The sequence below is a fragment of the Kitasatospora cathayae genome (assembly GCF_027627435.1).
In the GTDB taxonomy this organism is placed as follows: domain Bacteria; phylum Actinomycetota; class Actinomycetes; order Streptomycetales; family Streptomycetaceae; genus Kitasatospora; species Kitasatospora cathayae.
This window is the reverse complement of record NZ_CP115450.1, coordinates 2,875,359-2,901,576: the sequence shown is the minus strand read 5'-3', so window position 1 is coordinate 2,901,576 and position 26,218 is coordinate 2,875,359. Positions and strand designations below refer to the sequence as shown.

General features: G+C 74.5%; 20 protein-coding genes. 12 read left to right on the top strand and 8 right to left on the bottom strand.

Features of this window, described 5'->3' with window-relative positions:
* Positions 1–112: 112 nt before the first annotated feature.
* Positions 113–907: a flavodoxin family protein gene (locus O1G21_RS12820; protein ID WP_270143439.1), complete on the top strand. Its 795-nt coding sequence runs from the start codon at positions 113–115 to the stop codon at positions 905–907.
* 69 nt (positions 908–976) lie between these two features.
* Here the strand turns inward: O1G21_RS12820 and O1G21_RS12815 are convergent, their stop codons facing one another.
* Entirely contained in the window at positions 977–2,380 is a 1,404-nt protein-coding gene (locus tag O1G21_RS12815) for an amidase (protein ID WP_270143438.1), read from the bottom strand.
* Positions 2,381–2,485: 105 nt separating this feature from the next.
* On the opposite strand from O1G21_RS12815, the gene O1G21_RS12810 reads away from it, so the two are divergent.
* The 7 genes from O1G21_RS12810 (at position 2,486) to O1G21_RS12780 (ending at position 9,445) form a co-directional block, all read left to right on the top strand.
* Entirely contained in the window at positions 2,486–3,133 is a 648-nt protein-coding gene (locus tag O1G21_RS12810; RefSeq protein WP_270143436.1) for a TetR/AcrR family transcriptional regulator, read from the top strand.
* A gap of 43 nt (positions 3,134–3,176) precedes the next feature.
* Positions 3,177–4,334, top strand: coding sequence for an RNA ligase family protein (locus O1G21_RS12805; protein WP_270143435.1), 1,158 nt, complete (start codon positions 3,177–3,179; stop codon positions 4,332–4,334).
* A gap of 114 nt (positions 4,335–4,448) precedes the next feature.
* Positions 4,449–4,811: a YciI family protein gene (locus tag O1G21_RS12800; RefSeq protein ID WP_270143433.1), complete on the top strand. Its 363-nt coding sequence runs from the start codon at positions 4,449–4,451 to the stop codon at positions 4,809–4,811.
* On the top strand, positions 4,808–6,064 hold the full coding sequence (locus tag O1G21_RS12795) for an RNA polymerase sigma factor (protein ID WP_270143432.1): 1,257 nt from the start codon (positions 4,808–4,810) through the stop codon (positions 6,062–6,064). The genes O1G21_RS12800 and O1G21_RS12795 overlap by 4 nt, the downstream gene beginning before the upstream one ends.
* A gap of 358 nt (positions 6,065–6,422) precedes the next feature.
* Positions 6,423–7,337: an AurF N-oxygenase family protein gene (locus O1G21_RS12790; RefSeq protein WP_270143430.1), complete on the top strand. Its 915-nt coding sequence runs from the start codon at positions 6,423–6,425 to the stop codon at positions 7,335–7,337.
* 58 nt (positions 7,338–7,395) lie between these two features.
* Positions 7,396–9,057 (top strand): FAD-dependent oxidoreductase, encoded by a 1,662-nt coding sequence (locus O1G21_RS12785; RefSeq protein ID WP_270143428.1) that lies wholly within the window; start codon positions 7,396–7,398, stop codon positions 9,055–9,057.
* Between the two features lie 229 nt (positions 9,058–9,286).
* A complete protein-coding gene (locus tag O1G21_RS12780) occupies positions 9,287–9,445 on the top strand; it encodes a hypothetical protein (RefSeq protein ID WP_270143426.1) in 159 nt (52 codons plus the stop codon).
* On the opposite strand, the gene O1G21_RS12775 is transcribed toward O1G21_RS12780, so the two are convergent.
* From O1G21_RS12775 to O1G21_RS12745, 7 genes are all read right to left on the bottom strand, one after another.
* Entirely contained in the window at positions 9,429–10,283 is an 855-nt protein-coding gene (locus tag O1G21_RS12775; RefSeq protein WP_270143424.1) for a class I SAM-dependent methyltransferase, read from the bottom strand. The two genes, O1G21_RS12780 and O1G21_RS12775, sit on opposite strands and share 17 nt — an antisense overlap.
* A gap of 340 nt (positions 10,284–10,623) precedes the next feature.
* Positions 10,624–13,185 (bottom strand): ABC transporter permease, encoded by a 2,562-nt coding sequence (locus tag O1G21_RS12770; protein WP_270143422.1) that lies wholly within the window; start codon positions 13,183–13,185, stop codon positions 10,624–10,626.
* Positions 13,179–13,952: an ABC transporter ATP-binding protein gene (locus O1G21_RS12765; protein ID WP_270143420.1), complete on the bottom strand. Its 774-nt coding sequence runs from the start codon at positions 13,950–13,952 to the stop codon at positions 13,179–13,181. The genes O1G21_RS12770 and O1G21_RS12765 overlap by 7 nt, the downstream gene beginning before the upstream one ends.
* A 79-nt stretch (positions 13,953–14,031) precedes the next feature.
* Positions 14,032–18,735 carry a DNA repair ATPase gene (locus tag O1G21_RS12760; protein WP_270143418.1) on the bottom strand — a complete coding sequence of 1,568 codons (4,704 nt, stop codon included), beginning with the start codon at positions 18,733–18,735 and terminating at the stop codon, positions 14,032–14,034.
* A 30-nt stretch (positions 18,736–18,765) separates the two neighbouring features.
* Complete coding sequence (locus O1G21_RS12755) at positions 18,766–20,781, bottom strand: flotillin family protein (RefSeq protein ID WP_270143416.1); 2,016 nt, start codon at positions 20,779–20,781, stop codon at positions 18,766–18,768.
* 156 nt (positions 20,782–20,937) lie between these two features.
* Positions 20,938–21,693 carry a hypothetical protein gene (locus tag O1G21_RS12750; protein WP_270143414.1) on the bottom strand — a complete coding sequence of 252 codons (756 nt, stop codon included), beginning with the start codon at positions 21,691–21,693 and terminating at the stop codon, positions 20,938–20,940.
* Between the two features lie 206 nt (positions 21,694–21,899).
* Positions 21,900–23,015 (bottom strand): PucR family transcriptional regulator, encoded by a 1,116-nt coding sequence (locus tag O1G21_RS12745; protein WP_270143412.1) that lies wholly within the window; start codon positions 23,013–23,015, stop codon positions 21,900–21,902.
* 562 nt (positions 23,016–23,577) lie between these two features.
* On the opposite strand from O1G21_RS12745, the gene O1G21_RS12735 reads away from it, so the two are divergent.
* The 4 genes from O1G21_RS12735 to O1G21_RS12720 all read left to right on the top strand — a co-directional run bounded on the left by O1G21_RS12735 (position 23,578) and on the right by O1G21_RS12720 (position 26,209).
* The gene (locus O1G21_RS12735; protein ID WP_270143411.1) at positions 23,578–24,342 is read left to right on the top strand and encodes a tyrosine-protein phosphatase; all 765 of its coding nucleotides are present in this window, start codon (positions 23,578–23,580) and stop codon (positions 24,340–24,342) included.
* 71 nt (positions 24,343–24,413) lie between these two features.
* Positions 24,414–24,992, top strand: a complete 579-nt coding sequence (locus O1G21_RS12730; protein ID WP_270143410.1) for a hypothetical protein — start codon at positions 24,414–24,416, stop codon at positions 24,990–24,992.
* 40 nt (positions 24,993–25,032) lie between these two features.
* Positions 25,033–25,596: a hypothetical protein gene (locus tag O1G21_RS12725; RefSeq protein ID WP_270143408.1), complete on the top strand. Its 564-nt coding sequence runs from the start codon at positions 25,033–25,035 to the stop codon at positions 25,594–25,596.
* Positions 25,597–25,645: 49 nt separating this feature from the next.
* Entirely contained in the window at positions 25,646–26,209 is a 564-nt protein-coding gene (locus O1G21_RS12720; protein WP_270143406.1) for a DUF4291 domain-containing protein, read from the top strand.
* Positions 26,210–26,218: the final 9 nt, after the last annotated feature.

The window sequence follows — 26,218 nt, the reverse complement described above, 5'->3', positions numbered from 1 at the left end:
TCGGTACGGCCGATCGCTGTGTGCCGGTCTTCGGCGTTGATGCCGTGCCGCGCGCAGGCTGGGATGGGTGGGCAGACAGGGGTTCTCCCGCCGACGAAAGCAGTGAATCGACATGGCACTCAATGACGTTGAGCAGCAGGGCGTTGACCGCGAGCAGGGCGTTGACCGCGAGCAGGACATTGACCGCGAGCAGGGCGTTGACCGCGCGTACGACGCGCCGACCGTCACGGTGACGGTGGTCTACCACTCGGTGCACGGGCACACCCGGGTCCTGGCCGAGCACCTGGCCGAGGGCGCGCGGCTGGTGCCGGGCGCCGAGGTGCACCTCGCCGAGCTCCGGGCCGAGGACGTCAACGCGGGCCGCTGGAACGACCCGGAGGTGCTGGCGCTGCTCGCCCGCTCCGACGCGGTCGTGTTCGGCTGCCCGACGCTGATGGGCAGCGTGTCGGCGGTGTTCAAGGCGTTCATGGAGGCCGCGTTCACTCCGTTCGTCACCCAGGGTTGGAAGGACAAGCTGGCCGGCGGGTTCACCATGTCCGCCTCGCAGAGCGGCGACAAGCTGGCCGTCCTGCAGCAGCTGGCGGTGTTCGCCGCGCAGTTGGGCATGCAGTGGATCGGCGTGGGCGACATGCCGGGCAACAACTGGAGCGGTGGCACCCGTGACGACGTGAACCGGCTGGGCTCCTGGCTGGGCCTGATGAGCCAGAGCCACGCAGATCAGGGCCCGGAGCAGGCGGGGTCGCGCGGCGACCTGCTCACCGCGCGGCGCTACGGCGAGCGGATCGCCCGGTTGACCCAGCGCTGGGTCAACGCCGTGCCGTACGAGACCCCGCGGATGACCGAGCACGAGGCCCGCGTCCTCTCCGCCGCCCTGCGGGAGGCGGACGCCGCACCGGCCGGGCGCTGACGGCCGGGTGCCGGTGGCCGCGGGGCGAGTCCCCACCCGGGTGGGGCCCGGTCCGTCGTTCCCGCCCCCCTACGGCCTGGGGTCGATCGGGGTGAGGGTGCCGAGCCGGTCCTCGACGTGCTGGGCGGCGGCCAGGCAGAGGTCCTCGCGGAACGGGCGCCCGATCAGTTGCACGCCGGTGGGCAGGCCGTCGGTGTCCAGCCCGGTGGGGACGGCGACGGCCGGGACGCCGACGAAGCTGGTGACCGAGCAGAGCCGCATGGCTGTGGCGACCCGGTCCCGCCCCGCCTGGTCCCGGGACTCCAGGCCGGGTTCGACCGGCGGCTCGGTGAAGACCGGGCCGAGCAGGAGCGGGTACGCGTCCAGGAACTCCGTCCAGGAGCGGCGGATGTTCATCCAGGTGCTCATCAGCCGGATCAGCCCGGCGGAGTCGACGGGCGGGTTGTCGCGCATGGTCAGCTCGATGTAGCGGTCGCCGCCCTCGCCCAGCAGCTGCCGCACGGCGGGCCAGCTGGGGGCGAACTCGGTGGCGGTGAGCTGGTGGTAGGCCTTCAGCGCCTCGTCCAGCCGGGGGACGTCGGAGACCTCGTCCACCCGGTACCCGGCGTCGCGCAGGGCTTCGGCGGCGGCCGCGACGGCGCGGCGGACGGTGGGGTGGACGCCGTGGCCACCCGGGTCGGTGACCACGGCGACCCGCGGGTTCTGCGGCGGTCCGCCGTACAGCGGGGCGGGGACGGCGCGCGGGTCGCGCGGATCGGGCCCGGCCAGGGTCTCGTACGCGAGCCGCAGGTCGGCCACCGTACGGGCCAACGGGCCGTCCGTGACCAGGAGTTGGGAGGCCGGTCCGGGATCGTCCGGCCCCAGCATCCGCTGGTCGGCGGCGAACCGGCCGGTGGTCGGCTTGAGCGCGGCGACCCCGCAGAAGGCGGCCGGGATACGGACCGAGCCGCCGGAGTCGTTGCCGAGCCCCAGTGCGGCCATGCCGGTGGCCACCGCCACGCCGTCGCCGCCGCTGGTGCCACCGGGGGTGCGGGTGGGCGCCCAGGGGTTGCGGGTGTCGCCGTACAGCTCGCTGCGGGTGTGCATGCCGGCCAGGATCAGGGTCGGCATGTTGCTGTGCCCGATCGGGACCGCCCCGGCGGCGCGCAGCCGGGCCACCGGGATGGCGTCGGCGGGGGCGGTCGACTCGCGGAAGCGCGGCGTGCCGAAGGTGGTCGGGACGCCCTCGATGCGGGTGCACTCCTTGACCGTGAACGGCACCCCGGCGAGCGGGCCGAGCCGCTCACCGGCGGCCCGGGCCCGGTCGGTCTCCTCGGCGGCGGCGCGGGCGCGGTCGGCGAGGAGCTGGGTGACGGCGTTGGCCTGCGGGTTGACCTCGGCGATCCGGGCGAGGTGGGCGTCCACCACCTCGCGCGCGGACACCTCACCGCTGCGGACGGCGGCGGCGATGGCGGTGGCGGGGAGTTTCCACATGGGGCCTCCTGAGGTTGTTCCGATGCAGTTGCATCGGAACCTTAGCCGGAGAGTCGATACGCTTGCATCGGAATAATTTCGAGTCCGGATGCGGGAAGTGGCGGTATGCCGAAACAGGTCGACCACGAGGAGCGGCGCCGACGGATCGCCGAGGCGGTGTGCGCGCTGATCGACGCCCAGGGCTTCGAAGGCGTGACCCTGCGGGACGTCGCCACCCGGGCCGACGTCTCCATGGGCGCCGTCCAGCGCTGCTTCCGCACCAAGGAGGAGATGCTGCAGTTCGCCCTCGCCCACATCGGCGCACGCGTCACCGAACGCGCCCACGGCCGGGTCGTCGGCAGCCCCGCCCAGTCCGCCGAGAGCACGGTCGGACACGTGGTCGGCGAGGTCGCCCTGCTGCGCGACGAGCACCGGGCCGAGGCGCGGATCTGGCTCGCCTTCCTCGCCGCCGCCGCCGTCAACCCGGCCCTGGCGGCGGGGCTGCGGACCAGCTACGCCGACCTGGAAGGGCTGCTCGCAGGGCTCATCGCGGAGGCCTCGGGCGCCGCCGACGCCGCCGATGCCGCCGATGCCACCGCCACCGCCGTTCGGCGGGAAGCCCGGAGCGCGGCCCGTACCCTGCTCGCCCTCGCCGACGGACTCACCGCGCACGTGCTGATCGGACACCGGACGGCGGCCGAGGCGGAGGACCTGCTGCACGCCCACCTGGCCGGGTTGTGGGAGGCGGCGGCCGGTACGACTGCCGGGCGCTGAATTCCCGTTGCCGGCGGGCGGGCGTTGCGGCGAGGATCTGTTCGTGGCCGAGCTGAAGCCCTACCCGAAGATCCCCGCCCGGGGAGCTTCCGGCGCGCCCGGCAGCCGCGAGTGGATCGCGACGGAGAAGGTGCACGGCGCGCACTTCGCCGTGGTCTGCGACGGTGCCTCGGTGCGGCCCGCCAAGCGGCGTGACCTGCTGGGCGACGAGGAACTCGACGCCTTCTTCGGCGTGAGCCGGATCTGGCCGCAACTCCTCGTCGCCGCCGGGCGCTTCGCGGCGGTGGTGCGGGCGAGGTGGGGGGAGTCGGCCGTCGTCACCGTGTACGGCGAACTGGCCGGCGGCCGCTACCCGCACCCCGACGTGCCCGCCGTCGCCGGGGTCGAACCGGTGCAGACCGGCGTCTGGTACGCGCCCGGGCTGCGCTGGCTGCCGTTCGACGCGACGGTGCGGACGGACGAGGGCCGGTGGTGGGTCCCCGACCGCGAACTCCGGGCCGCCGCGTCCGCCGCCGGGCTCACCTGCGTGCCGCTGCTCGGACGCGGCTCGCTGAATGCCTTGCGGGAGCTGCCCGTTGCCTTCCCGAGCCGGGTGCCGGCGCTCCTCGGGCTGCCGGAGCCGGCGGACAACCTCGCCGAGGGGTACGTGCTCAAGCCGGCGGGGGAGTGGCGCGAGTCGGACCCGGCCCGTCCCCTCATCAAGGTCAAGCAGAAGGCCTTCGCCGAGGCGAACGGTACGACGGCGCCCGCCCGTACCTCCCACCGCCGGAAGGCGCGGCGGGCGTCCCCGCCTGGCTGCTCGTCCAGGCCTCGGCGTTGCTCACCCCCACCCGTGCGGCGGCCGCCGTCAGCAAGCTCGGGCCGCGTACGGCCGCGGATGCGGTGGCGGCGGAGATCGCCCAGGATGTGGCCGAGGAACTCGCCGAGGCCCTGGGCGGGTTGGAGCACGCCGTCCTGTCGGCCCTGTGCCTGGCCCTCGAACCCGGAGCCCGATCCCTCGCCGCCTTCGACGCAGCGGACCGGCGCAACTCCTGACCGCCTCGCTACCGCCGCAGCATTCGTCTCGCGAGCCGAACTCCACTGCGCGGCCGATCGGTTCGAGTCGGCCCGGGCCTACCCGGAGGAACCGACCCGGGTCGAGCCCCCGGTCGGGCCGCCGGCCGAGGCCGTGTTGCGGCACCTCAGGGCGCACATCGGCTGACGCGGAAATTCCTGCGAAGAAGTTCCCGACCGATGTCGAAGTCCCGGGCCGCCGCTCCGACTGAGAGGTGACAGCGCGCCGAAGGGGCGTGCGGGACAGCAGAGGAGCAGCACCGTGAAGTACGTCGCGATGATCTACGGCAACCAGGCCAAGTGGGACTCCTTCCCCGCCGAGGCCTGGCCCGAGGCGATCGCCAAGCAGGAGGCGTTCAACGGCAAGTACCGGGACACCGGCGAACTCCTCGGCGCCTACGGGCTCGCGGACGCGGCCGCCGCGCAGCTGGTGCGGCGCGCCGAAGGGGTGCCGGTGGTGACCGACGGGCCCTACCTGGAGACCAAGGAGTACCTGGCGAGCTTCTACCTCCTGGACTGCGAAAGCCTGGAGCGCGCCCAGCAGATCGCCGCCGACATGCCGTTCGCGGACGTCGAGCCGGTGGAACTGTGGCCGATCCTGCACGAGTCGCCGGCGAACGGGTGAGCATCCCCCCTGCGCCCGTCGAGGGCCTGCTGCGCGAACTGGCGCCGCAGGTCCTCGGCGTGCTCGTACGGCGCCACGGCGGATCCTTCGACGCCTGCGAGGACGCCGTGCAGGAGGCGCTGCTCGCCGCCGCCGTGCAGTGGCCGGCGGACGGGGTGCCGGCGAGCCCGCTGGCGTGGCTGGTCACCGTCGCGGGCCGGCGGCTGGTCGACCAGGTGCGCAGCGAGGCGGCCCGCCGTCGGCGGGAGGAGGCGATCGCGCTGGCCACCCCGCAGTCCGCCCTGCTGGCACCCGCTGCCGACGCCGCCGATCCGACCGCCGACGACTCGCTGGCCCTGCTGTTCCTCTGCTGCCACCAGGCACTGTCCGTACCGAGCCGGATCGCGCTGACGCTGCGCGCGGTCGGCGGTCTGACCACGGCGCAGATCGCGGCCGCCTTCCTGGTTCCGGAGGCCACCATGGGGCAGCGGATCAGCCGGGCCAAGCAGACGCTGAAGGCCTCCGGCGGCGGGCTGTCACTCCCGGAGGGGCAGAGCGGGGCGGAGCGACTGCGCGAGGTGCGGCACGTGCTGTACCTGGTCTTCAACGAGGGCTACACGGCCAGCGGCGGCGAGGAGCTGACCGTTCCGAGGCTGGCCGCCGAGGCGATCCGGCTGACCCGGCTGCTGCTGCGCCTCACCCCCGGCGACGCCGAGACGGCGGGGCTGCTCGCCCTGATGCTGCTCACCGACGCCCGCCGTACCGCCCGCACCGGGCCGTACGGGGAGCTGGTACCGCTGGAGCAACAGGACCGTGGCCGCTGGGACGCCCAACTGATCGCCGAAGGGCTGGAGTTGCTGGCCGCCGCACTGCCGTCCGGTACCGCCGGTCCGTACCAGGTCCAGGCCGCGATCGCCGCCGTGCACAGCGAGGCGCGGACGGCGGACGCCACCGACTGGCCGCAGATCCTGGCACTGTACGACCTGCTGCTGCGCCTCGACGCCAACCCGATGGTCGCGCTCAACCGGGCCGTCGCGGTGGCGATGGTCCACGGCCCGGCCGTCGGGCTGACCCTCCTCGACGACCTGGCCGCCGACAAGCGCCTCACCCGACACCACCGCCTCCTCGCCACCCGCGCCCACCTCCTCGCCCGCCTCGGCACGGACCCCCGGGCCGCCGCCCAGACCTACCGCCAGGCCGCCTCCCGCACCCCGAGCGCCCCGGAACGGCGGTACCTCACAGAAGCGGCGCGCCGGGCGCTGGTCTCCCGCTGACCGCGCGAGAAGTCGGCCCGGCCGACTTCTCGCCGGGCGCCGTGGGGGTGTCGGTTGGAATGGGCGATCCGGGTGCTGGGCGTGGGGTGGGCGCGTGGGAAGTCGGCGGAGCGGACCTCCCACGCGAGCTGGGCCCGCGGCTTCGCCGCCTGGGTGCGTCGGAACGCCGCCGCCTTCCGCTGAACCGCGCGGGGCCGGGCGCGGGTCGGGCGCGGGTCGGCGAGGAGGGGCGCACGCCGCCCGGCTTCGCGCCGGTTCGCCCCTGCGCGAGGGGTTCTCCGGGACGGGCTCTTATTGTACTGTCCGTCTAATAAGCGGGCGAGCGGGAACCCGCAGGAGCAGGCACCTGGAGGCAGCCATGGCTCTCCCCCGGCAGGCGACCGAGCACGGCCACACGGCGGCCGACGACGACGTCTCGAAGCGGCTGCTGGAGTCGGCCGCCACCCTCTCCTTCGACCCCATGACCGAGATCGACTGGGACGCCCCCCTCCCGGAGGAGCACTACGGCCTCAACCCCGAGTGGAGCACCCTCTACGGGACCAGGCTGTGGGACGAGATGACCGAGCGGCAGCGGGTCACCCTCACCCGGCACGAGGTCTGCTCGATCATGAACACCGGCATCTGGTTCGAGATGATCCTCCAGCAGATGGTGCTGCGCGACCAGTACCTCAAGGACCCCGCCAACGCCGAGTTCCAGTTCGCGCTCACCGAGATCGCCGACGAGTGCCGCCACTCGATCATGTTCGCCCGCGCCTGCCAGAAGATGGGCGTCCCCGCCTACCGGCCCAACAAGGTGATCGCCCAGGCCGGGCGCGCCTTCAAGGCGCTCGCCAAGGGCGAACTCGCCTACGGGGGCATCCTGGTGGCCGAGGAGGTGCTGGACGTCATGCAGCGCGACTGGATGCGCGGCGAGAACGTCCTGGAGATCGTCCGCGGCACTTCCCGGATCCACGTGGTCGAGGAGTCCCGGCACATGAAGTTCGCCCGGCAGGAGATCCGCGAACGGATGCGCCACGCGGGCCCGGCCCGCCGCCGCACCTCGGCCACCGGCATCGCGATCGGCGCGTACGTCATCGTCAGCAGCATGGTCCACCCGGGCGTGTACAAGGCCGCCGGGCTGGACGTCGCGCGGGCGCTCGAGGAGGTGAAGGGCAACGAGCACCGCAAGGCGATGATGCGCAACAGCTCGCGGCACCTGATGGCCTTCCTCGCCGAGGCCGGGCTGCTCACCAGCCGCTCGGCGGCCGTCTACCGCCGCGTGCACATGCTCTGACGGCGCACCGGCTGCGCATCGGCTACGTATCAGCTACAGCGAGGAACCCACTCCGGCCATGGCCTACGCGATCACCCGTACCTGCTGCAACGACGCCTCGTGCGTGTCCGTCTGCCCGGTCAACTGCATCCATCCGACCCCGGAGGAACCGGAGTTCGGCCGCACCGACATGCTGTACATCGACCCGCGGGCGTGCATCGACTGCGGCGCCTGCGCGGACGCCTGCCCGGTCGACGCGGTGTTCCCGGTCGATCGGCTGCGCGGGCCGGACGTCGTCTTCGGCGGCCTCAACCGGGACTGGTTCCGCGACCACCCCAACGACCACGCCTGGGGCGCGCCCAGCTTCCCGCGCAGCCTGCCCGGCGAGCTCGGCACGCTGCGGATCGCGGTGGTCGGCACCGGCCCCTCCGCCGGCTACACCGCGCAGGAACTGCTGCGCTGCACCGGCGCCGAGCTCACCATGATCGACCGGCTGCCGGTCACCGGCGGCCTGCTGCGGCACGGCGTCGCCCCCGACCACCAGTCCACCAAGCGGATCGCCGAGAGCTTCGCGAGCGTCTTCCACGACCCGCGGCTGCGGATGCACCTCAACCTGGAGATCGGCACCGACGTCACCCACGAGGAGCTGGCCGCCCACCACCACGCGGTGGTGTACGCGGTCGGCGCGGCCGCCGACCGACGGCTCGGCGTGCCCGGCGAGGACCTGTCGGGCAGCCTGCCCGCGACCTCCTTCGTCCGCTGGTACAACGCCGACCCGACGGTGCCGGCCGACACCGTGGAGCTGTCCGCCGAGCGGGTGGTGGTGGTCGGCAACGGCAACGTCGCGGTGGACATCGCCCGCATCCTGCTCACCGACCCCGACCGGCTCGCCACCACCGACATCGCCGACCACGCCCTGGTCGCGCTGCGCCGCAGCAGGGTCCGGGAGGTCGTGCTGCTGGCCCGGCGCGGGCCCGAACAGGCGGCCTGGACCAGGCCGGAGTTCCTGGCGCTGGGCCGGCTGCCGGGCGTCGAGCTGGTGGTCGAGGACCATCCGGAGGTGCGGGCGGCGATCGAGTCGGCCGCGCCGGACTCGCGGGCCGGGCTGCTCGCCGGCCTGCCGCTGGTGCCGTACGACGGGGCCGCCGAGCCCGGGCCGGGGCGGCGGATCGTGCTGCGCTTCCGGTCGGCACCGGTCGAACTGACCGAGGAGGGCGGCCGGGTCTCGGGGCTGACCGTCGAGCGGACCACGCTGACGGCGGACGGCGAGCCGGTCGCGGCCACCGGGGAACGGGACACCCTGCGGGCCGGGCTGGTGGTGCGCTCGATCGGGCACCGGGGCGTGCCGCTGCCGGGGCTGCCGTTCGACGAGCGGACCGGGACGGTCGCCCAGCGCGGTGGCCGGGTCGTCGACCCGTCCACCGGACGGGCGCTGCCGGGCGCGTACGTGGTGGGCTGGGCCAAGCGCGGGCCGTCCGGCGGGATCGGCGCCAACCGGGCCTGCGCCCGGGAGACGGTGGACGCGCTGCTGGACGACGCGCTGGCCCGGGCGCTGCCGGTGCCGTCGGCGGGGCGGGCGGAGTTCGAGCGGCTGGTTCGGCGGCGCCGGCCGGACGCGGTGGGGCTGAAGGAGTTGCGCGCGGTGGACCGGGCGGAGCGCGAGCGGGGCGCGGCGCAGGGGCGGCCGCGGGTGAAGCTGGCGACGGTGGCCGAGCTGCTGGCGGCGGGCCGGCGGCGCTGAAGCGTGGCACCTCGGCGCTGAAGCGTGGCGCCTAGGCGCTGAGGCGCGTACGGGCGGCCCGCGCGGGGTGGACGCGCGGGCCGCCCGGTTGACGAGGCCGTGACCCGGTGCGGGTGGGGCGCGTTGGGTGGATGTGAGTAGTTTTGGGGTGGCGTCGGCCGCGTGGCGTTGGCCAGCCGAAGAAACGATCCTGCACGGGGCGGGGCATCCTCCGGAACCCGACCCGGAGGTGCCCATCTATGTCGAACTGGCCCGCCTGTGGCAGTCGGAGGGACGCTCGGTGCCCGGGCTGCCCGATCCGGTCTGGGAGTCGCTGGCCGCCTCGGTGACCTCGGAGGCCCAAGCACCCCCGGGCTCGACGGACGCCGGGATCACCTCGACGGCTTGACGGCGGTGTGAACGTACCAGGCGACGTACTCGCGCACGTCGTACATCTCCACCGTGGAGCGGAGGTTGAGCCACCGCGCCGGATCGCCGAAGCGGCGCAGCACCTCCCAGGGCAGCCGGAAGTACGCGTGCACCGCCTCCGTGGTGGGCGTGTAGTACGGCGTCGCGTCCAGCGCCTCCTCGACCTCGAAGCCGGCGCCGGTGAGCAGCTGCGACAGGTTGCCGGCGTGGTAGAACCGGGCGCCGGTCATGGCCATCGCGTCCAGGTACGGTTCGAGCAACGCCCGGGCGGATGGCGGCAGTTCCTCCACCGGTCCGGTGCTCATCGGGCCGAGCAGCACCAGCCGCCCGCCCGGACGCAGCACCCGGTGGAACTCGGCCAGCGCGCGGGCCGGGTGATAGGAGTGGACCAGCGTCTCCATCGAGTAGGCGCCGTCGAACTCGTCGTCCGGAAAGGGGAGTTCGTGATAGTCGCCCCAGCTGAAGACGGTCCGGTCGGCCAGCGCGGCGCGGGCGCTCAGCCGGCAGGCCTCGGCGAGGTGGAAGTCCAGCACGTCGACCCCGGTGACCAGCAGCCCGAACCGGGTCGCCATCGCCCGGGCCACCACCCCGGCCCCGCAGCCCGCGTCCAGCACCCGGGACCCGGTGGGCAGCGCCAGCTTCTGGCCGAGCACGTCCTCCAACCGGCGCTGCGCCCGCCACAGTCGCCACTTCGACTGCCCGGGCTCGGTCCATCCCCAGTGCCGGGCGTTGCGCGCCACCCGGGTGTAGAACCACCGGCTGCCGGTGCGTCCGTACACCCGGCGAAGCGCGGCGAGGTCGAGTTCCTGAGCGGCCATGCGGACACGCTAGCCGCGGGCCGGCGGCCACTCCCGGCGGCGCCACGGGGCTGCGCCGCCGTGAGGGATGGTGGGCTCGTCGGACCAGGTGATCAGCCGACCAGGGGGTCCCGGCGCCCGGCGGACACCGACTGCTCTGCTCCCCTTCCGGGCCCGCGCCCTGCTCGGCCACCGCCCGATCGAGCCGGACCTGCCGGACCTGCCGCCGGACCTGCCGGAACGCCTCGCGGACCTGATGCCGGACGGACGGACTGCGCGGGCGGGCGGTAATCACACCCCGGAACGTGAAGTGCCGGCAACCTCCTTGGGGTCACCGGCACTTGCGGTTGCCGCTACCGGCTCAGGCCGCGCCCGCCGCGCCGCGGAGGACGGCCTGGCCGTCGCGGTCGCGCAGGGTCAGGGCGGCCGGGAGCACCGCCGCCGTCAGGGCGATCACCGCGCAGGCGGCGGCGAGGGCGGCCATGACCGTCCAGGGGATGACCGCGGGGGTCGGCCCGACCAGGTTGGTCAGGGCGGCCCAGGAGCCGCCCACGCTGATCGCGGTGCCGAGGACGCCCAGCAGGGTGCCGGCCGCGACGCACATCAGGGTTTCGAGGGCGACGGTGCGCAGCACCTGGCCCTTGGTGGCGCCGGCGAGGCGCAGCAGGGAGAGCTCCTGCCGGCGGTCGGTGACCGTCATCACCAGGGAGTTGGCCAGGGTGATGGCGGCGTAGCAGATCGCCAGGCCGAGGATCATCAGCAGGGCGTTCCAGGAATCCCGCTCGGTGCTGTCGGTGGCGGCGGACCAGACCTCCTCGGGGGTGGTGAGCCGGGCGCCCAGCCCGTCCACGGCCGTCCGCAGCGCGGCGGTGGCCTGCGCGCGGTCGGTGCCGGGCAGCAGCCGCAGGTCGATCCGGCCGGCCAGGGCCGGGCCGCCGACACCGCCGGTGACGGCGTTCGGGCCGGTCACCCAGGCCTGGACGGCTTCGGCACCGGTGCCGAGCAGGGCGGCGACCCGCAGGTCCCGCGGGGTGCCGTCGGCCAGCCGGACGGACACCCGCCCGCCGACCGCGGGCGAGCCGGGCCAGGTGCGGCTGAGCACGATCGAGTCGGGGCCGAGGTCGGCGAGCGAGCCGGCGACGACCGGGAGCCGGTCGACCTCGGCCAGCGCCGTGGGGTCCGCCGTCGCGGCACGGAAGGCCACCAGGGCCTGGCCGTCGGCCACGGGCGCCATGACGGAGGTCGGGGTGATCACCAGCGACTGCACTCCCGGGAGCGAGCGGACCCGCTCCACCACGGCCCGGCTCAGACCGGGGGTGCCGGCCGGGGTGACGACCAGGTCGGCGGCGGAGAGTTGGTGGCGGACCTCGGTGACCTGCGAGCGGTTGATGGTGTCGATGCTGCCGAGCAGGCACCCGGCGAAGGCGATGATCAGCACCACCGGGGTGGTGGTCGCGGCGGTGCGCCGGAAGGCGCTCAGCGAGCTCTGCCGGGCGGTGGCCCAGACGATGCCGCCGCCGTCCTCGGTGGCGCGGCCGCGCAGTCGGGCCACCAGCCCGGGCAGCACCGTCAGCAGCCGGATCGCCGGTCCGGCCAGTACGGCGGCCAGCAGCACGCAGCCGGCGACGATCGCCAGCAGCAGGGAGAGCGAGTCGGCGACGTCGGCCGCCGTGTCCGGCCAGCTGCTCGCCGTCAGCACGAGGGCCGCGATGCCGCCACCCAGCACCAGCAGGCCGCTCACCCAGCGGAACGCCAGCGCGAGGCGCGAGGTCCGCTCGGCGTCCGCCTCCGCGAGTGCCTCGCCGGGGCTGATCAGCCCGGCCTTCACCGAGGAGAACACCACGCCGGTGATCGCGGTCAGCAGCCCGATCGAGCCCGCGACGAGCAGCCCCCACCAGGTGACCGGGACGGTGAACTCGGCCGGCACCAGGTCGTGGTCGACCAGCCAGCGGCCGGCCGGCGCCGCCCCGGCCGCGCCGAGCGCGCACCCGGCGGCGGAGGCCAGCACGCCGACCACCAGGGCCTCCCGGTTGACCAGGGTGCGCAGCTGCCGGCGGGTGGCGCCGATCAGCCGCAGCAGGGCGAGTTCGCGGCGGCGCTGGGCGATCGACAGCGCGAAGGTGCCGCCCACCACGAACACGGCGGTGCCGGCGGAGACCGCGGCGGACAGGCCGAGCGGGGTCTGCACGTTCTCCAGCCGGCTGCCGACCTCGGCGTGGTGAGGGTCGGCCTGGCCGCGCTCGGTGCCGGTGAGCACCCGGGCGACGTTCGCGCCGCCGGCCGAGTCCACGGCCCGGCGCACCGCGTCGGCGGGGCCGAAGGCGGCCAGCACACCGACGGCGGGGCAGTACCGGGCGGCCTGGGCGTCGGCGAAGAAGACGGCGTGCTCGAACGCCTCGGCCTCGGTGACGCCGGAGACCGTCGCGCTGTGCACGCCGTCGGCGGTGACGTACCGGACGCGCTGTCCGACCTGCTCCGGGCGGCCGCCGCCGATGACCACCTGGTCGTCGGCGGCGGGGGCGGCGCCGGCGGTGAGCCGGTAGCCGCCCAGGGCCGCGCTGGACCAGGCGCGTGCGACCTGGTCGCTCGGGCCGTCCGGGAGCTGGGCGTAGCAGGTGTGGTCCTCGACCGTGCGGCCGGTCGCGGCCACGGCGGCGATCAGCCCGGCGGGCAGACCGGGCTGGGCGGGGACCGGGGTCGGCTGGACGTCCCCGTTCGCGGGCTTGAAGTCCACGTTCAGGTCGGCGGTCACCAGGACCGGGGCCTCGGAGAAGCGCTGGCGGCCCTGGTCGGGGACGTCGACGGTGGCGGCGATGACCAGGATGGACGTGGCCATCAGGGCGACGCCGCAGGCCAGCGCGACGAAGCTGCCGACGAACGAGGCCCAGCGGAGCCGGACGGAGGCGAGAGCGAGGGTCAGCACGCCACGGTCTCCGACGCGTGAGCCTTCGCCGAGTGGGCTTCCAGCGCGGTCATCCGGGCGGCGACCTGCTCGGCGGTGGGCCGCTCCAGCGAGCCGGCCAGTCGGCCGTCCCGGAGGAAGAGCACCTGGTCGGCGTAGGAGGCGGCGAAGGGGTCGTGGGTGACCATGACCACGGCCCGGCCTGGGTCGTCGGCCATCCCGCGCAGCAGGGCGAGGACCTCGCGGCCGCTCCTGGTGTCCAGCGCACCGGTCGGTTCGTCGGCCAGTAGCACCGCCGGGCGGGTGATCAGCGCCCGGGCGATGGCGACCCGCTGCTGCTGACCGCCGGAGAGCTCGCCCGGCCGGTGCCCGGCCCGGTCGGCGAGGCCGACGGCGGCCAGCGCGGCGGTCACCTCGGCCGGCGCGGGGCGGCGGCCGGACAGCTTGGCCGGGAGCGCCACGTTCTGGGCGGCGGTCAGCGCGGGCAGCAGGTTGAAGGACTGGAAGACGAAGCCGATCCGCTCCCGGCGCAGGACGGTCAGCTCCTTGTCGCGCAGCCCGCCGAGGACGGTGCCGTCGACCCGCACCTCGCCGCCGTCGATCGCCTCCAGCCCGGCGGCCGACCGCAGCAGGGTCGACTTGCCGGAGCCGGAGGGGCCCATGACCGCGGTGAAGGTGCCGAAGGGGAACCCGACGCTCACGTCGTCCAGGCCGACGACGGGTTCGGGCCCGCGCCGGTAGGTCCGGCGGACGGAGCGGAGTTCAACGGCGAAGTGCGCGGCGTTCATGATCATATTTCATCGCGCCGGATCGGGGCGGCTCAATGACCATGGGTTCAGTTCCGGGGGTGTAGCCAGCTACACCCCCTCACTCCCGCCTCCGCCAGGTGCGCTTCAGCTCCGCCCAGCGCTCCGCCTGCTCCGGCGTCAGCGTGCCCCGCAGCTCCGCGAGCTTCAGCAGCTGGGCCTCGGCGTCGGCGCCGAGCGGCTGGGCCTCGGCGCGGTAGTGGTCGGCGAGCAGGGCGTCCAGTTCGGGGCGGGTGAGCGCGGGGTCGAGGCGCTGGGCGAGCTTGGCCATGTTGCGGTAGGAGCCCTGGAGCAGGAACGGCGGTTCGGTGTGGGCACGGTCGTCCTGGGCGGCGGAGGCGAGGTAGGCCCGGTTGACGGCCAGGACGGTGGAGCGCAGGTGGAGCAGCCCGGCCAGGACGGCGGTCATCCGCTCCACCTCGGCGGCCGGCCAGGCGCCGGACAGGGTGCCGCCGGGGGTGCCCGCGGCCCGGGCGAGCAGGGTGTCCAGGTCGGCGCGCTCGGCGGTGACGAGCGGGGCCAGGTGGGGGTTGGCGGGCAGCGCGTTCTCGACGAAGCTGAGCGCGAAGAGGTCCTCGCGCCCGGCGACGGCGTCGCCCAGGTTCCAGACGTCGGCCCGGTTGGCGAGCATGTCGGGCAGCCGGAACAGCCGGCCGGACTCGGTGTACGGGTTGGCGGCCATCACCACGGCGAAGCGCTTGCCGCGCAGGTCCCACTCGCGGGCCTCGCCGTCCCAGACGCCGTCGATCCGGCGCTGGGCGTCGCACAGCGGGATGAAGCGCTGCAGGAACTCGGGTGAGGTGTGCTGCACGTCGTCCAGGTGGAGCAGCACGTTGTCGCCCGCGTGCAGGGCGAAGTTGAGCTTCTCCAGCTCGCGGCGGGCGGTGGCGTCGGGGGCCTCGGCCGGGTCCAGCGAGGTCACCCGGTGGCCGAGCGCCGGGCCGCTGACCGGGACCAGCAGCAGGCCGAGCCGCTCGGCGAGGTACTCGACCAGGGTGGTCTTGCCGTAGCCGGGCGGGGAGACGAGCAGCAGCAGGCCGCTGCGGTCCACCGGCCCGCCGGAGTCGACGGTGCCGAGCTGCTTGGCGAGGTTGTCACCGACCAGCGGGAGGTGCACCTGGTCGATCAGCCGGTTGCGGACGAAGCCGTTGAGCGGCGCGGGGCGGTACTGGTCGAGCCGCAGCCGGGCGTGCTCGGCGGCCAGCAGGTCGCCGCGCAACCGCTGGTAGGCGCGGTAGCCGGGGACTTCGACGGCCTCGAACTCGCGGACCCGGCCGAGTAGTTCGTCCAGCCGTAGGTCCAGCGCGCCACCGGAGAGCCGCGGATGATCGCCGAGCAGCCCGGTCAGCCGGGTGCCGACGGCGCCCTCGGCGGGGCGCCGCGGCAGCGACGGGCAGAGCAGGACGGCGGCGGCCTCGGCGAGGTCGCCGGGGTCGGCGCCCGGAGCGGCCGACTCCAGCCAGGCCGCAACCAGTTGGCGCCGTACGGGGAGCAGCGAGGGCTCCTCGGGAAGCGCGGCCAGGGCCTCCGTCAGCCCGGCCGACTCGGGTGCGGCGTGGAACTTCTCCAGCAGCGCGGCCGCGTTCGTCGAGTGGGCGAAGGCCGGTGCGGCGGCCGCGAGTTCGGCCACCAGGTAGTCCCCGGCGCCCGCCGCGTCCGGCACGAACCCGGCGACGGCGTCCGACAGTTCGGCGGCCAATGCGGCCAATGCGGACAGCGCCGGCACCGGCCCGTACGCCTGACGGGCGAGGCCGAGCGAGCGGGCCCGGGTGTGCCAGACCAGCCGCTGCCGCTCGTCCGTACCGTGCGCCCAGTACAGCTGGGCCGCCGCCCGGGCGGCGGCCGGGTGGCGCAACAGGCCGGCCTCGGCATCGAGTCGGAGCAGGGCGCGGAGCACCAGGGCGGCGTCGTGGTCGTGCACCCCGCGCTGGTAGCCCTCGTCCGGGCGCCGTTCGGCGGCCCGGCGGACGTACTCCAGCAGGTCGGTCTCATCGGCGAGCGCCTCCGGCGAGGCGGCCAGCAGCAGGCTCGCGGCCAGGTACTCGGCGCGGTAGAGCGCGGGCGTCTCGGAGGGCAGCGGCCGGTTCCAGTACCGCTCGGTGGCGGCGAAGGCCGGGTCGGTGACGGGGGAGCGGTAGTCGGTGCCGGTGAGGGTGAAGGCGGGGCGGCCGTGCCAGGGCAGCAGGGTGAGTTCGGGGCGCTGGGTGGTGACCGCGAACAGGTGGCGGCCCAGCCGCAGGGTGCCGGGGCCGTCCCCGGCGAGTTCGGCGCGGTCGCGCAGCGCGCGGTGGGCGCGGCCGCGGGCGGCGCGCAGCCGGCCGGCCAGCTCCTCGGCCCGGACCCGGTCGCCGAGCTCGGTCAACTGCCGGGCCAGATCGCGGAGTTTGACGGCCGTCGGGTCGGCGGCCAGCGCGGCGTCGATCTCGGCGACGGTGTCGAGGGCGGCGAGGCGCCGGTGCAGGGTGTCGAGGACGCGCTCGGCGGAGCCGGCCAGCCGGTCGGCCCGGCGGGCCCGTTCCTCCAGCAGGTGCTGGCGGCGGGCGGTGAGGGCGTCGTGGAGCTCGGTGCGCCGGTCGGCGAGCTGTTCGCCCAGGGCCGGGTCGGCGTCGGCGAAGCGGGTCTCCAGCTGCTCGACCCGCAGCAGCAGCCGGCCGAGCTGGTCGTCGCAGGCCTCCGGGGTGTCGGCGGCGGCGGTGACGGCCTGGGCGAGCAGCGCGGTCTCGGCGGCGAACTCGGCGGCGGCCTCGCGGGTGCGTAGCTCGCGACGGCGGACGGTCAGCGTGCTGCGGGCCCGGTTGAGCAGCCCGAGCACGTCGGCGAGCCGGTCCAGGATCGCGGTGCGGGTGGTGGCGTCGGCCAGGTCGAGGGTGCCGACCAGCTCCGAGACGGTCTGCAGGGCCTCGCTCTGCTCGCTCAGTCGCGCCGACAGGGGCTCCGCCTCGGCGGCCGTGGCGATGGCCGCGCACTGCTCGGCCAGTTCGCCCGCCCGGCGCCGGTGCGGCTCGAAGGCGGCGGGTTCGGCGAGCTGGACCACGGCCCGGCCGGCGGCCTCGGCCAACCCTTCGGCGAGGTGCTCGGCGAGCGCGTCGATCCGCTCCCGGTCCACCCGCGGCAGGTCGCGCAGCGCCTCGACCCGGCCCTGGGCGCGGCGCAGCCCGGCCAGCCGGTCGACCCACTCGGCGGCGTCCGCGAGGGTCTCGCCGCGCGCGGTGCGCAGCAGGCCCTCGACGTGCTCGGCGGTCTCCTCGGTGCGGGCCGCGGCGTGCGCGGTGAGCTGGGCGATCGCCTCGTACTCGGCGATCACCTGCCGGGCGGTGTCGCGGATCTCGGTGAGCGGCGCGGCCAGGTCGCCGAGGCCGTCCTGGCCGAGCCAGTGGTGCCGGTCGGCGGTGCGGGTGCAGGCGGCGAGCACGGCCCGGTGCCCGGCCGGGGTGTCGGCGCCGGCCGCCGCCAGCCGGGCCAGGGCCAGGCAGTCGGCCAGCCCGCGGACCAGGTCGGCGTTGCCGACCCGGGCCAACGGGCCGGTTCCGGACGGCTGTTGGGCGGCATGACGCTCGCTGGTGAACGGGCTCTGCCACAGCTGGACGGGATGCAGCCGGGTGGGGCCGTCCTCGGCCGGGCGCAGAGCGATGAGGGTGCCGTCCTCGAGCAGCGCGTAGCCCTGGCAGGCGAGCGGGGCGGCGGGCTCCTGGCGGACGGAGTTGTACGGCTGGAGCAGCGTGTGCCCGTCGGAGGGGGAGCGGAACTCGTACAGCACGTCCTCGCCGTTGGGGGAGAGCAGGGTGCGCTCGTACACCAGGCCGTCCACCGGCTGGTCGAAGACGCGCACGGTGCCGTCGGCGAGGTGGCAGCCGCCGGGGAAGGCCACGCCCTGGTCGGCGGGCAGCCGCAGGCAGGCCTGGCCGAGCGCGTCGATCCGGGTGACCCGCCCGGTGGGCAGGTGGACCACCAGGTGCCGGACGGTCTCCTCCTGGTACGGGCGCACCCGCACCAGCAGCAGGGTGCCCAGCCGGGCGTGGGCGGTCTGGGTGTCGGCGAGGGTCTGCAGGGCCTCGGCGAGCGGCTCGTGGTGCAGTTCGCGGCCGTCGGGGGTGGTGAGGGTGAGCCGGCCGCCGTCCACGCCGAGGTGGAGCTCGCCGGCGAGGTCGGCGCGCGGCGCGCTGCCGGGGGCGGCGGGCAGCTGGTCGTCCCGGGTGAGCGCCGTCCAGTCGAGCTGCTGGCCCTCGGCGGGGGCGTGGTCGCGCTCGCCGCGCCCGTCCTGGTAGCTGACCCGGTCGTCGTCGAGGCGCCAGCGCAGCACCCGGACGTCGGCGGCGGCCGGGCCGGTGCGGAAGACGGCGAGCAGCCGGCCGCCGACCGGGCGCAGCCTTTCCAGCCGGGCGTCGCGGAAGTAGCGGCGCAGGTCGGCGAGGTCCTGGCGCAGCCGCGGGTCGTCCAGCAGGGTGCCCTCGGCGGGAGCGGGGGACAGGTCCGGGTGGTGCAGACCGAGGACGTCCGTGAAGTCACCGCCGCCGTCGGTGACTTCGGCGGGCCGGGTGCCGAGCAGCAGCAGCCCGCCGGCGGCGGTGAGGTCCTGCGGCAGGCAGGGCCGGGCGGTGGTGAGCCGGCCGGTGCCGGTGAGCCGCAGCTCCCCGCCGCCGAACTCCTCGACCCGGCGGGCGTTCAACGCCCGGGCACGGTCGGCGAGTTCGGCGGCGGCCCGGGCGAGCCGGTCGCGCAGGACCTCGTAGCTGCCGGCGTCGAGCCGGGTGTCGTGGGCGTCCACGGTCAGGTTCCTCGGGTTCTCAGGGGGTGACTACTTGCTGCCGTTCGCCGAGGCCAGCGCCCCGATCGGCGTCTCCGCGATCCCCAACTTCTTGGCCGATTCCAGCAGTTGCCGCAGCTGGCCGGCCTGCTCGCCACCGCCGCCGATCAGCTTCAGCAGCAGCGCGGAGACCGTCAGGTTCTGCACGTCCGCGCTGGACACCGAGGACAGCACCCGGGTGAGGTCCTCGGTGAAGCTGGCCCGCCCGTCCAGCCACGGCCCGGCCAGCGCCTGGGCGGTCTGCGAGTGGCCGACGAAGGCGTCCACGCTCTTGCCGGCCGTCACCGACTGCACCAGCTTGTCGAAGAACACCGAGTCCCCGCCGACGATGTCGATCTTCGCCTTCTCCAGTCCGGTCGCGACCAGCGCGGCCTGCGCCTCGGCGATCTGCCGCTGCGCCTCCAGTCCGGCGAGGCGGACGTCTTTCTCGGCGGCCAGCCGCAGCCGGTACTCCTCGTGCCCGCGCGAGGCCTCGTCCAGCTTGGCCATCGCCGCGGCCTTCTCGGTCAGGCCCTCGGCCTCCGCCTTCAGCTTGGCGCCGACCTCCAGCGCGGCCGCCTTGGCCTTCTCGGTCTGCACGGCGGCCTCGGCGCGGCCGACCTTCTCCACCGCCGCGGCCTCCTGCTCGCGCACCTGCACCCGGGCCAGGCCCTCGGCGGCGGCCTCCGCCCGGACGCCCTCGGCCAGCTTGACCTTGGCGGCCGCGTCCAGCTCGGCGGCCTGCTGCCGGGCCTCGGCCAGCACCAGCGACTCGCGGGCCTTGTGCGAGGCGGCCTGCTCGGCGGCCTCGGCGGCCTTGATGTCCTTGACGAGCTTCTCCTGCGCCTGCGCCTCGGCCTGGATGACGACCGCCTTGCGCACCCGCTCGGCCTCCTCGGTGGCCCGCAGCGTCTTGACGGCCTCCTCCTGCTCGGCGACGGTGCGCTCGACCGCGACCCGCTCGCGGACCACGTCGGCGACCTCCCGGCGCCGGGACTCGATCTCCTTCTGCTTGGCCATCACGGCCAGCTCGGTCTCCCGCTCGCGGCCGACGACCTCCAGCAGGCGGTCCTTCTCGATCCGCTCGTTCTCCACCGCGATCACCCGCTCGCGGTTCTTCTGCGCCACCGCGACCTCGCGGGCCTGGTTCTCCCGCTGCACCCCGAGCAGCTCCTCGGTGCGCAGGAAGGCGGTCTGCGCGTTCAGCCGCTCCTCCTCCTGCACCCGGGCGATCACCGCGTCCTCCTTGGCCCGCAGGGTCTCGATCTCGCGGCGCTGGCGGATCTCGGCGTCGGCCTGGCGGCGTTCGAGCTCCAGGACGGTCTCCCGGGCGTCCACGTTCTGCCGGGTGATCTCCTTCTCCTCGTTGCGCTGGTACTCGTTGGTGCGCACGTGCTCGATCGCGGTCAGCTCGGTGATCTTGCGGATGCCCTGGGCGTCCAGGATGTTGTCGCCGTCCAGCTGGCTCATCGGGGTCTGCTCGAGGTGGTCGATGGCCGCGTCCTCGAGGGTGTAGCCGTTGAGGTCGGTGCCGATGACCGCGATGATCTGGTCCCGGAACTCGTGCCGGTGGGTGTAGAGGTCGGTGAAGTCCAGCTGCTTGCCGACGGTCTTGAGCGCCTCGGCGAACTTGGCGGCGAAGAAGTCCTGGATCGCCTGCGGGTCGCTGGCCCGGGCGGTGCCGATCGACTGCGCCACCTTGACGACGTCCTCGACGGTCTTGTTCACCCGGACGAAGAAGGAGATCCGGATGTCCGCCCGGATGTTGTCCCGGCAGATCAGACCGTCCCGGCCGGTCCGGTGGATCTCCACCGTCTTGGCGGTGATGTCCATCAGCTCGGCCTTGTGCAGGATCGGCAGGACGATCGCACCGGTGAAGGTGACGTCCACCTTCTTGGTCCGGGAGACGATCAGTGCCTTGCCCTGCTCGACCTTCTGGAACAGACGGCCCACGAAGAGCAGTACGGCGAGCAGGATGAGCAGCACGACGGCGACGAGTACGCCGAAACCCACGGCGATGGTGTCCATCACGGAGTCCTTTGACGAGATGGTGGTGCGAAGGTGTGTGAATTTTCAGAATTGACTGAATTGACTGGAGCGGCCGAAGTCACCGAAGTCACCGAAGTGATCAAAGTGGCCGAAGTCACCGAACTCGCCGAAGTGACCGAAGTGCCCGACTGAACGTCAGAGGCCTGGCGGCGACGGGTCGAACGGTGCGACCAGGAAGTGCTCGTGGTCCGCGTCGTAGTCGTAGATCAGCGCCGTGCGCCCGGCCGTCAGACCCGGCTCGGCGTCCGGCGTGCGGACCTGGACGGTCGCGGTGGAGCCGTCCTCGGCGGTCACCTCGGCCTGCCCGAAGTCGGCGGTCACCCGGCCGGTGCGGATCACGCAGACCCGGCCCACGAAGTCCCCCCGGGTGATCGGCCGGTCCTCCGGGAACAGCCGCCGCAGCGGCCGGACGAGCACCCGGGTGCCCGCCCAGGAGGCGACCAGCGCGACGGCGAACACACCACCGCGCGCCGGTGCCCCCGAGGTGAGGACGGTGCCGGCCAGGCTGACGAACCAGGCGAGCGCGACCAGCAGCGAAACCGCCACCGTCGCGGGCACCCCGCCCAGCCCCAGCGCGTCCAGCACGCCCCCGTGGTGGCCGCCGGGGTGCCCCCCGTGCCCCCCGTGCCCGACGGACGTCCCGTGGGCCACGCTCCCCCCGACACCGTGCCCCCCGGCACCGTGTCCGACGTGACCCACCGGGCCGACCTGCCCCCCGGCGTGCCCGGCACCCAGGTGGTGCCCGACGCCGTGCCCCCCGTGCAGGGCGTCGAACCCCAGGCCGCCGATCAGCATCAGCAGCCAGTACCCGACGACCACCACCAGCGCGAAGCTGAACAGCGCCGTCGGAAAGGCCAGCGCGGCCGCGAAGAAGTCCCCCGTCCCGGCCATGCTCCCCCGCCCTTCCCCCGGCACCGCACATCGGCGCCGGGGAGATCATGGCAGTGGGGGAGGCGTCCGCACATTGCCAGGATCCGGCAATCTTTACGGCCTTTTGACACCCTGGTACGAACGCTCCCCGTGACACTGCAACAGTCGGGCAACAGGACGGCCCCGGGCAGGTCATCCGGGGTTTGCCGGCCCCTTCGGGGAGCGCCCTACAGCGGCTGCTCCGGCCAGTTCAGCAGCCGCGCCCCCATCGCCGCCGTTTCCAGGGTGAAGCGCTGCAGCGCGTCCGCCGGGTCGTACCCCGTGAGCGCCTTGATCCGCTCCAGCCGGTAGCCGAGCGTGCGCACGCTCAGGCCCAGCCGGCGCGCCGCCTCCGCGTTCACGTACGCCGCCTCCGCCTGCACCGCGATGGTGTCCAGCAGCGGACGGGCGCCGCCGCGCGCCTCGGTCAGCGGGCCGAGCACACTGCGCACCAGGTCGGCGATCGCCGCCCGGTCACGCATCAGCACCGGGAAGACCAGCAGCTCCTCGGCCCGCAGGCGGCAGGCCGACAGGCCCAGCCGCTGGGCGTAGTCCAACGCGTCCAGCGCCTCGTCGTAGCTGCGCAGCACCCCGCTCGCGCCCGAGTGCCGACGGCCGGTCGCCACCCGCAGCACCGGGTGGTAACCGGGGCCGGGGCGCAGCGTCAGGTCGGCGAAGGCCTCCAGCACGGCCCGCTCGGAGTCCGGGGCGATGCACACCAGCCGGCCGTCCTTGCTGGCCAGCAGCACGTCCCGCTCGCCGAACCGCCCGGTCAGCTCCCGCTCCACCCGGTGCACCAACGGATGGACGTCCGCGAACGCCTCGTCGCCGACCGCCACCGCCACCGTGTACGCGCCCGCCAGCCGCAGCCCGAACCGCTCCGCGCGCTCGGCGAGCAGGCCGAGGTCGCTGCGGCCGTGCAACAGGTCGTCGATGAACTCCCGCCTGGCCGCCTCCTCCTGACGGACCGCCAGGCGCTGGGACCGCTCGTGCCCCTCGCCGAGCGCGGCCAGTGCGGCGTCGGTGGCGGCCAGCACCGCGTCGCCCATCCGGCGCAGCTCGCCGACGCTGGCCGCGGCGGTCGTCCCGGGCAGGGTCTGCCAGGCCCGCCGGGCCGCGGCCAGGCAGTGCGAGACCACCTCGCGCAGCCCGTAACCGGCCTCGGCACACTGCTCGCCGAGGCGGCGCAGCCCCTCCAGCTCGTCCCGGCGCAGCAGGCGCCCGGTACGGGAGACGTCGGCGAGCAGGACGAGGTACGCCTCGGTCAGCTCGGTGGGTATGTCGCACTCGTTCGTCTCGGTCACCGTGTCCTGCCAACCGTTCCTAAAGACTGAGCGGGAGTGGGTCCTGTCTCCAGAGACCGTACTCAGCCGAACGCCCCGAACGGTCTTGGGCGTTCCGGTCCACCGCGTTCCGGCCGCGTCCGGCGCCGACGGACCGTGTCCGTGGTCCGGGTACGCGGGGGCGGTTTCCCTCGCCACTCATCAACACTCGAACGCGAGCTGCTCACCACCCCGGCGGCCCGCGCCAGGTCCAGAGTCCACCTGATCGACACCCGCACGGCGGGTGGACGGACGAAGGTGTCCATGCCCCGGCGGATCTGCACCACGGCCTGGAGCCGCCGGGCCAGTCGACTGTACAGAGGGGTGTTCCAGGGAGTACTGGAGGGGCTATCCGGGGGCTTCGTCGGCACGGGCTCGATCCGAGCCCGAAGGCGTCCCCGGGTCGCCGCGGCGGGCCGACGGGGGTGGGATGGAAGGGTGGCCCGTGGGCCGCGGCTTGCCCGGCACCCGGGTGAGGGGTTAGACGTCTAGGCGTTTGGACGTCTCCCTCTCTGCCGCGCGGCTCCACCGAAAGGCCCCTCGCATGTCCCTGGTCAACTTCCGCGACTCCGCCGTCCTCAGCGACCCCGAGGGCCTGCGGATCCGCCCCGGCGTGCTGTACCGCTCCGCCCAGCCGTACCCGGCCGCCGACGAGGAGATCGTCGCCCAGCTGCGCTCCTGCGACATCCGCACCGTCGTCGACCTGCGCGATCCCCGCGAGACCCGGCCCGCCGACTGGGCCGCCGCCGAGGCCGCCGGGATAGCCGTGGTCGCCGCCCCGGTGAACCCCGCCACCGACGCCCTCACCGCCCACATGGCGACCATGACCACCGCCGCCGACCTCGGCGAGTTCTACCTGCTGCTCGCCGAGTCCGCCCCCGAGGCCGTCGCCGTCGCCGTCGAGGCCACCATCCGCCCCGGCGCGGTCCTGCTGCACTGCGCCGCCGGCAAGGACCGCACCGGCCTGCTGACCGCCCTGCTGCTCGATCTGCTCGGCGTCCCCGCCGAGCGCATCGTCGCCGACTACGCCCGCACCGCCGACGCCCTCCCGCAGATCTTCGCCAACCTCGCCGAACGCCACCGCACCGCCCTCAACGACCAGGGCACTGCCAGCCGCGTCACCGACTCCGAGGGCCGCCACCTCACCATCCCCGCCCCGCTGCTCCAGGCCCCGGCCGAGGCGATGTCCGTCTTCCTCGACCGCATCCGCACCCGCCACGGCGGCGCCTCGTCCTTCCTCCCCGCCTGCGGCGTCCCGGCCGCCACCCTCGGTGCCTTCCGCGCCAAGGCCGCGGCCACCGCGGCCTGAGGCGCCGCGCCGGCCGCCAACTCCACGCCACCGGAGCCTCGTTGTCGGTGACAGGCGCTAGCGTGCCGGCCATGAGCTTCACCGCCCTCTGGGTCCTGCTGCCCCTGACCGCCGCCGACGTGGAGCGCTTCGCGCCGCTGGTGCACCCGGTGCTGGCCGAGCACGCCGGACAGCCCGGGATCAGGGACCTCCGCCGACGCTGGGAGGCCGGGGAACTCGGGGTGGCCGACTGGAACGCCTTCATGGAGCTCACCGGGGCCTGCCCGCTGGACGACCACCTCGACGTCTTCATGGACGTGTGCGACGCCTACGACCAGGGCGATCCGTACCTCGCCGCCTCCGCCCGCAAGGGCTACCCGATCGCCGGCCTGGCCCACGGTCTCGGCCCCGAGCGGTTCGCCGGCCTGCCGGGCTGGTTCGGGGACTTCCTGCTGACCCCGGCGGAGGCGAAGGCCGCCCTGCCCGCCGTCGAGGCGGTGTTCGACCTGGACGACGCCGAGCGGGAACGCGTACTGCGGCGGGCGCCCGAGGCGCTGACCGAGGGCTTCGGCGCACACGAGCCGGAAGCCCTGCTGGACGGCATGGTCCCGTTCTGGTGCTCCGTCGTCCGGGCCGGGAAGGGCCTGTTCGCCGCCCAGGTCACCCCGTGACCGGTCCCGCTGTCGGTGCCCGGGCCTACCCTGACGGGCCATGAGCTACTCCGGCATGTGGTTCCTCGTCCCCGCCCCCGCCGCCGCCGTCGAGCGGCACGGCCCGAGGCTGCGGGCGCTGCTCGACGAGCACGCCGCGGATCCGGGGAACGCCGCGCTGCGGCGGCGTTGGGAGCACGGCGGCGGGCTGAGTACGGACGAGCTGGAGTGGCTGGTGTCCGGCCCGCTCGGGACGGACCCGAACATGCTGTACGAGGCCTGGAACGACTGCGGCAAGGAGATCGGCCCGGCCGTCTGCGTCTCGGCCCGGAACCGCTACCCGGTGCTCGGCCTGGCCCACGCCCTCGGGCCCGAGCGGATGGCGGGCCTGCCCGGCTGGTTCGGGGACATGGTCCTCACCCCCGAGGAGGTGCGGGCGTCGCTGCCCGCCGTGGAGGCGGTGTTCGACCTGGACGAGGCCGCGCGGGCGGCGGCGAAGGAGCGGGCGTACGCGGTGCTGGGCGACTCGGACGACGTCCCAGGCCTGTTCGACGCCGTCGTCCCGTTCTGGCGCGCCGCCGTCGAGGCCGGGCGCGGTGTGATCGGCGCCCAGCTCATCCCGTGACCCCGACAATCCCGTTGCGCGGCCCCGCTCCAACCTGGAGGCTGCCCCGATGACCGCACTGCGCGAGATCCGCGCCGACCACGACGCCCGCACGATCGTGCTCTACCAGGCCTACCCGCCGGCCGTCGCCGACGCCGCCCTGGCGGCGGGCCGCTTCGTGTCGCCGTTCAGCTTCCACCGGATGACCTGGATCAAGCCCTCGTTCCGCTGGCTGATGCACCGCAGCAACTGGGCGCAGAAGCCGGGCCAGACCAGGGTGTTGGCGGTCCGGATCACCCGCGCGGGCTGGGAGGAGGCACTGTCCCGCGCCGTCCTCACCACCGCCCACCCGGACGAGCTGGCCGGCGCCGAGGTCCACGTGCAGTGGGATCCGGAGCGGACGCTGCGCGGGGCGGCGCTGAACCAGTACAGCATCCAGGTGGGCATCGGCCGGTCGCTGATCCGCACCTTCGCGGAGGAGTGGGTCACCGAACTCACCGACCTCACACCGCAGGTACAGCGGATCGCCGCGCTGGTCCGCGGTGGGCAGCCGGCGAAGGCGCAGCGGCTGTTGCCGCCCGAACGTCCTTACCAGTTGCCCGCCGAGACCGCGCAGCGCCTCGACATCCGGTGACCGTAGGGG

Coding starts and splice junctions, on each gene's coding strand:
- O1G21_RS12810 (WP_270143436.1), top strand. CDS start 2,486: ATGCCGAAACAGGTCGACCACGAGGAGCGGCGCCGACGGATCGCCGAG.
- O1G21_RS12785 (WP_270143428.1), top strand. CDS start 7,396: ATGGCCTACGCGATCACCCGTACCTGCTGCAACGACGCCTCGTGCGTG.
- O1G21_RS12815 (WP_270143438.1), bottom strand. CDS start 2,380: ATGTGGAAACTCCCCGCCACCGCCATCGCCGCCGCCGTCCGCAGCGGT.
- O1G21_RS12765 (WP_270143420.1), bottom strand. CDS start 13,952: ATGAACGCCGCGCACTTCGCCGTTGAACTCCGCTCCGTCCGCCGGACC.
- O1G21_RS12775 (WP_270143424.1), bottom strand. CDS start 10,283: ATGGCCGCTCAGGAACTCGACCTCGCCGCGCTTCGCCGGGTGTACGGA.
- O1G21_RS12730 (WP_270143410.1), top strand. CDS start 24,414: ATGAGCTTCACCGCCCTCTGGGTCCTGCTGCCCCTGACCGCCGCCGAC.
- O1G21_RS12750 (WP_270143414.1), bottom strand. CDS start 21,693: ATGGCCGGGACGGGGGACTTCTTCGCGGCCGCGCTGGCCTTTCCGACG.
- O1G21_RS12755 (WP_270143416.1), bottom strand. CDS start 20,781: ATGGACACCATCGCCGTGGGTTTCGGCGTACTCGTCGCCGTCGTGCTG.
- O1G21_RS12790 (WP_270143430.1), top strand. CDS start 6,423: ATGGCTCTCCCCCGGCAGGCGACCGAGCACGGCCACACGGCGGCCGAC.
- O1G21_RS12725 (WP_270143408.1), top strand. CDS start 25,033: ATGAGCTACTCCGGCATGTGGTTCCTCGTCCCCGCCCCCGCCGCCGCC.
- O1G21_RS12720 (WP_270143406.1), top strand. CDS start 25,646: ATGACCGCACTGCGCGAGATCCGCGCCGACCACGACGCCCGCACGATC.
- O1G21_RS12735 (WP_270143411.1), top strand. CDS start 23,578: ATGTCCCTGGTCAACTTCCGCGACTCCGCCGTCCTCAGCGACCCCGAG.
- O1G21_RS12820 (WP_270143439.1), top strand. CDS start 113: ATGGCACTCAATGACGTTGAGCAGCAGGGCGTTGACCGCGAGCAGGGC.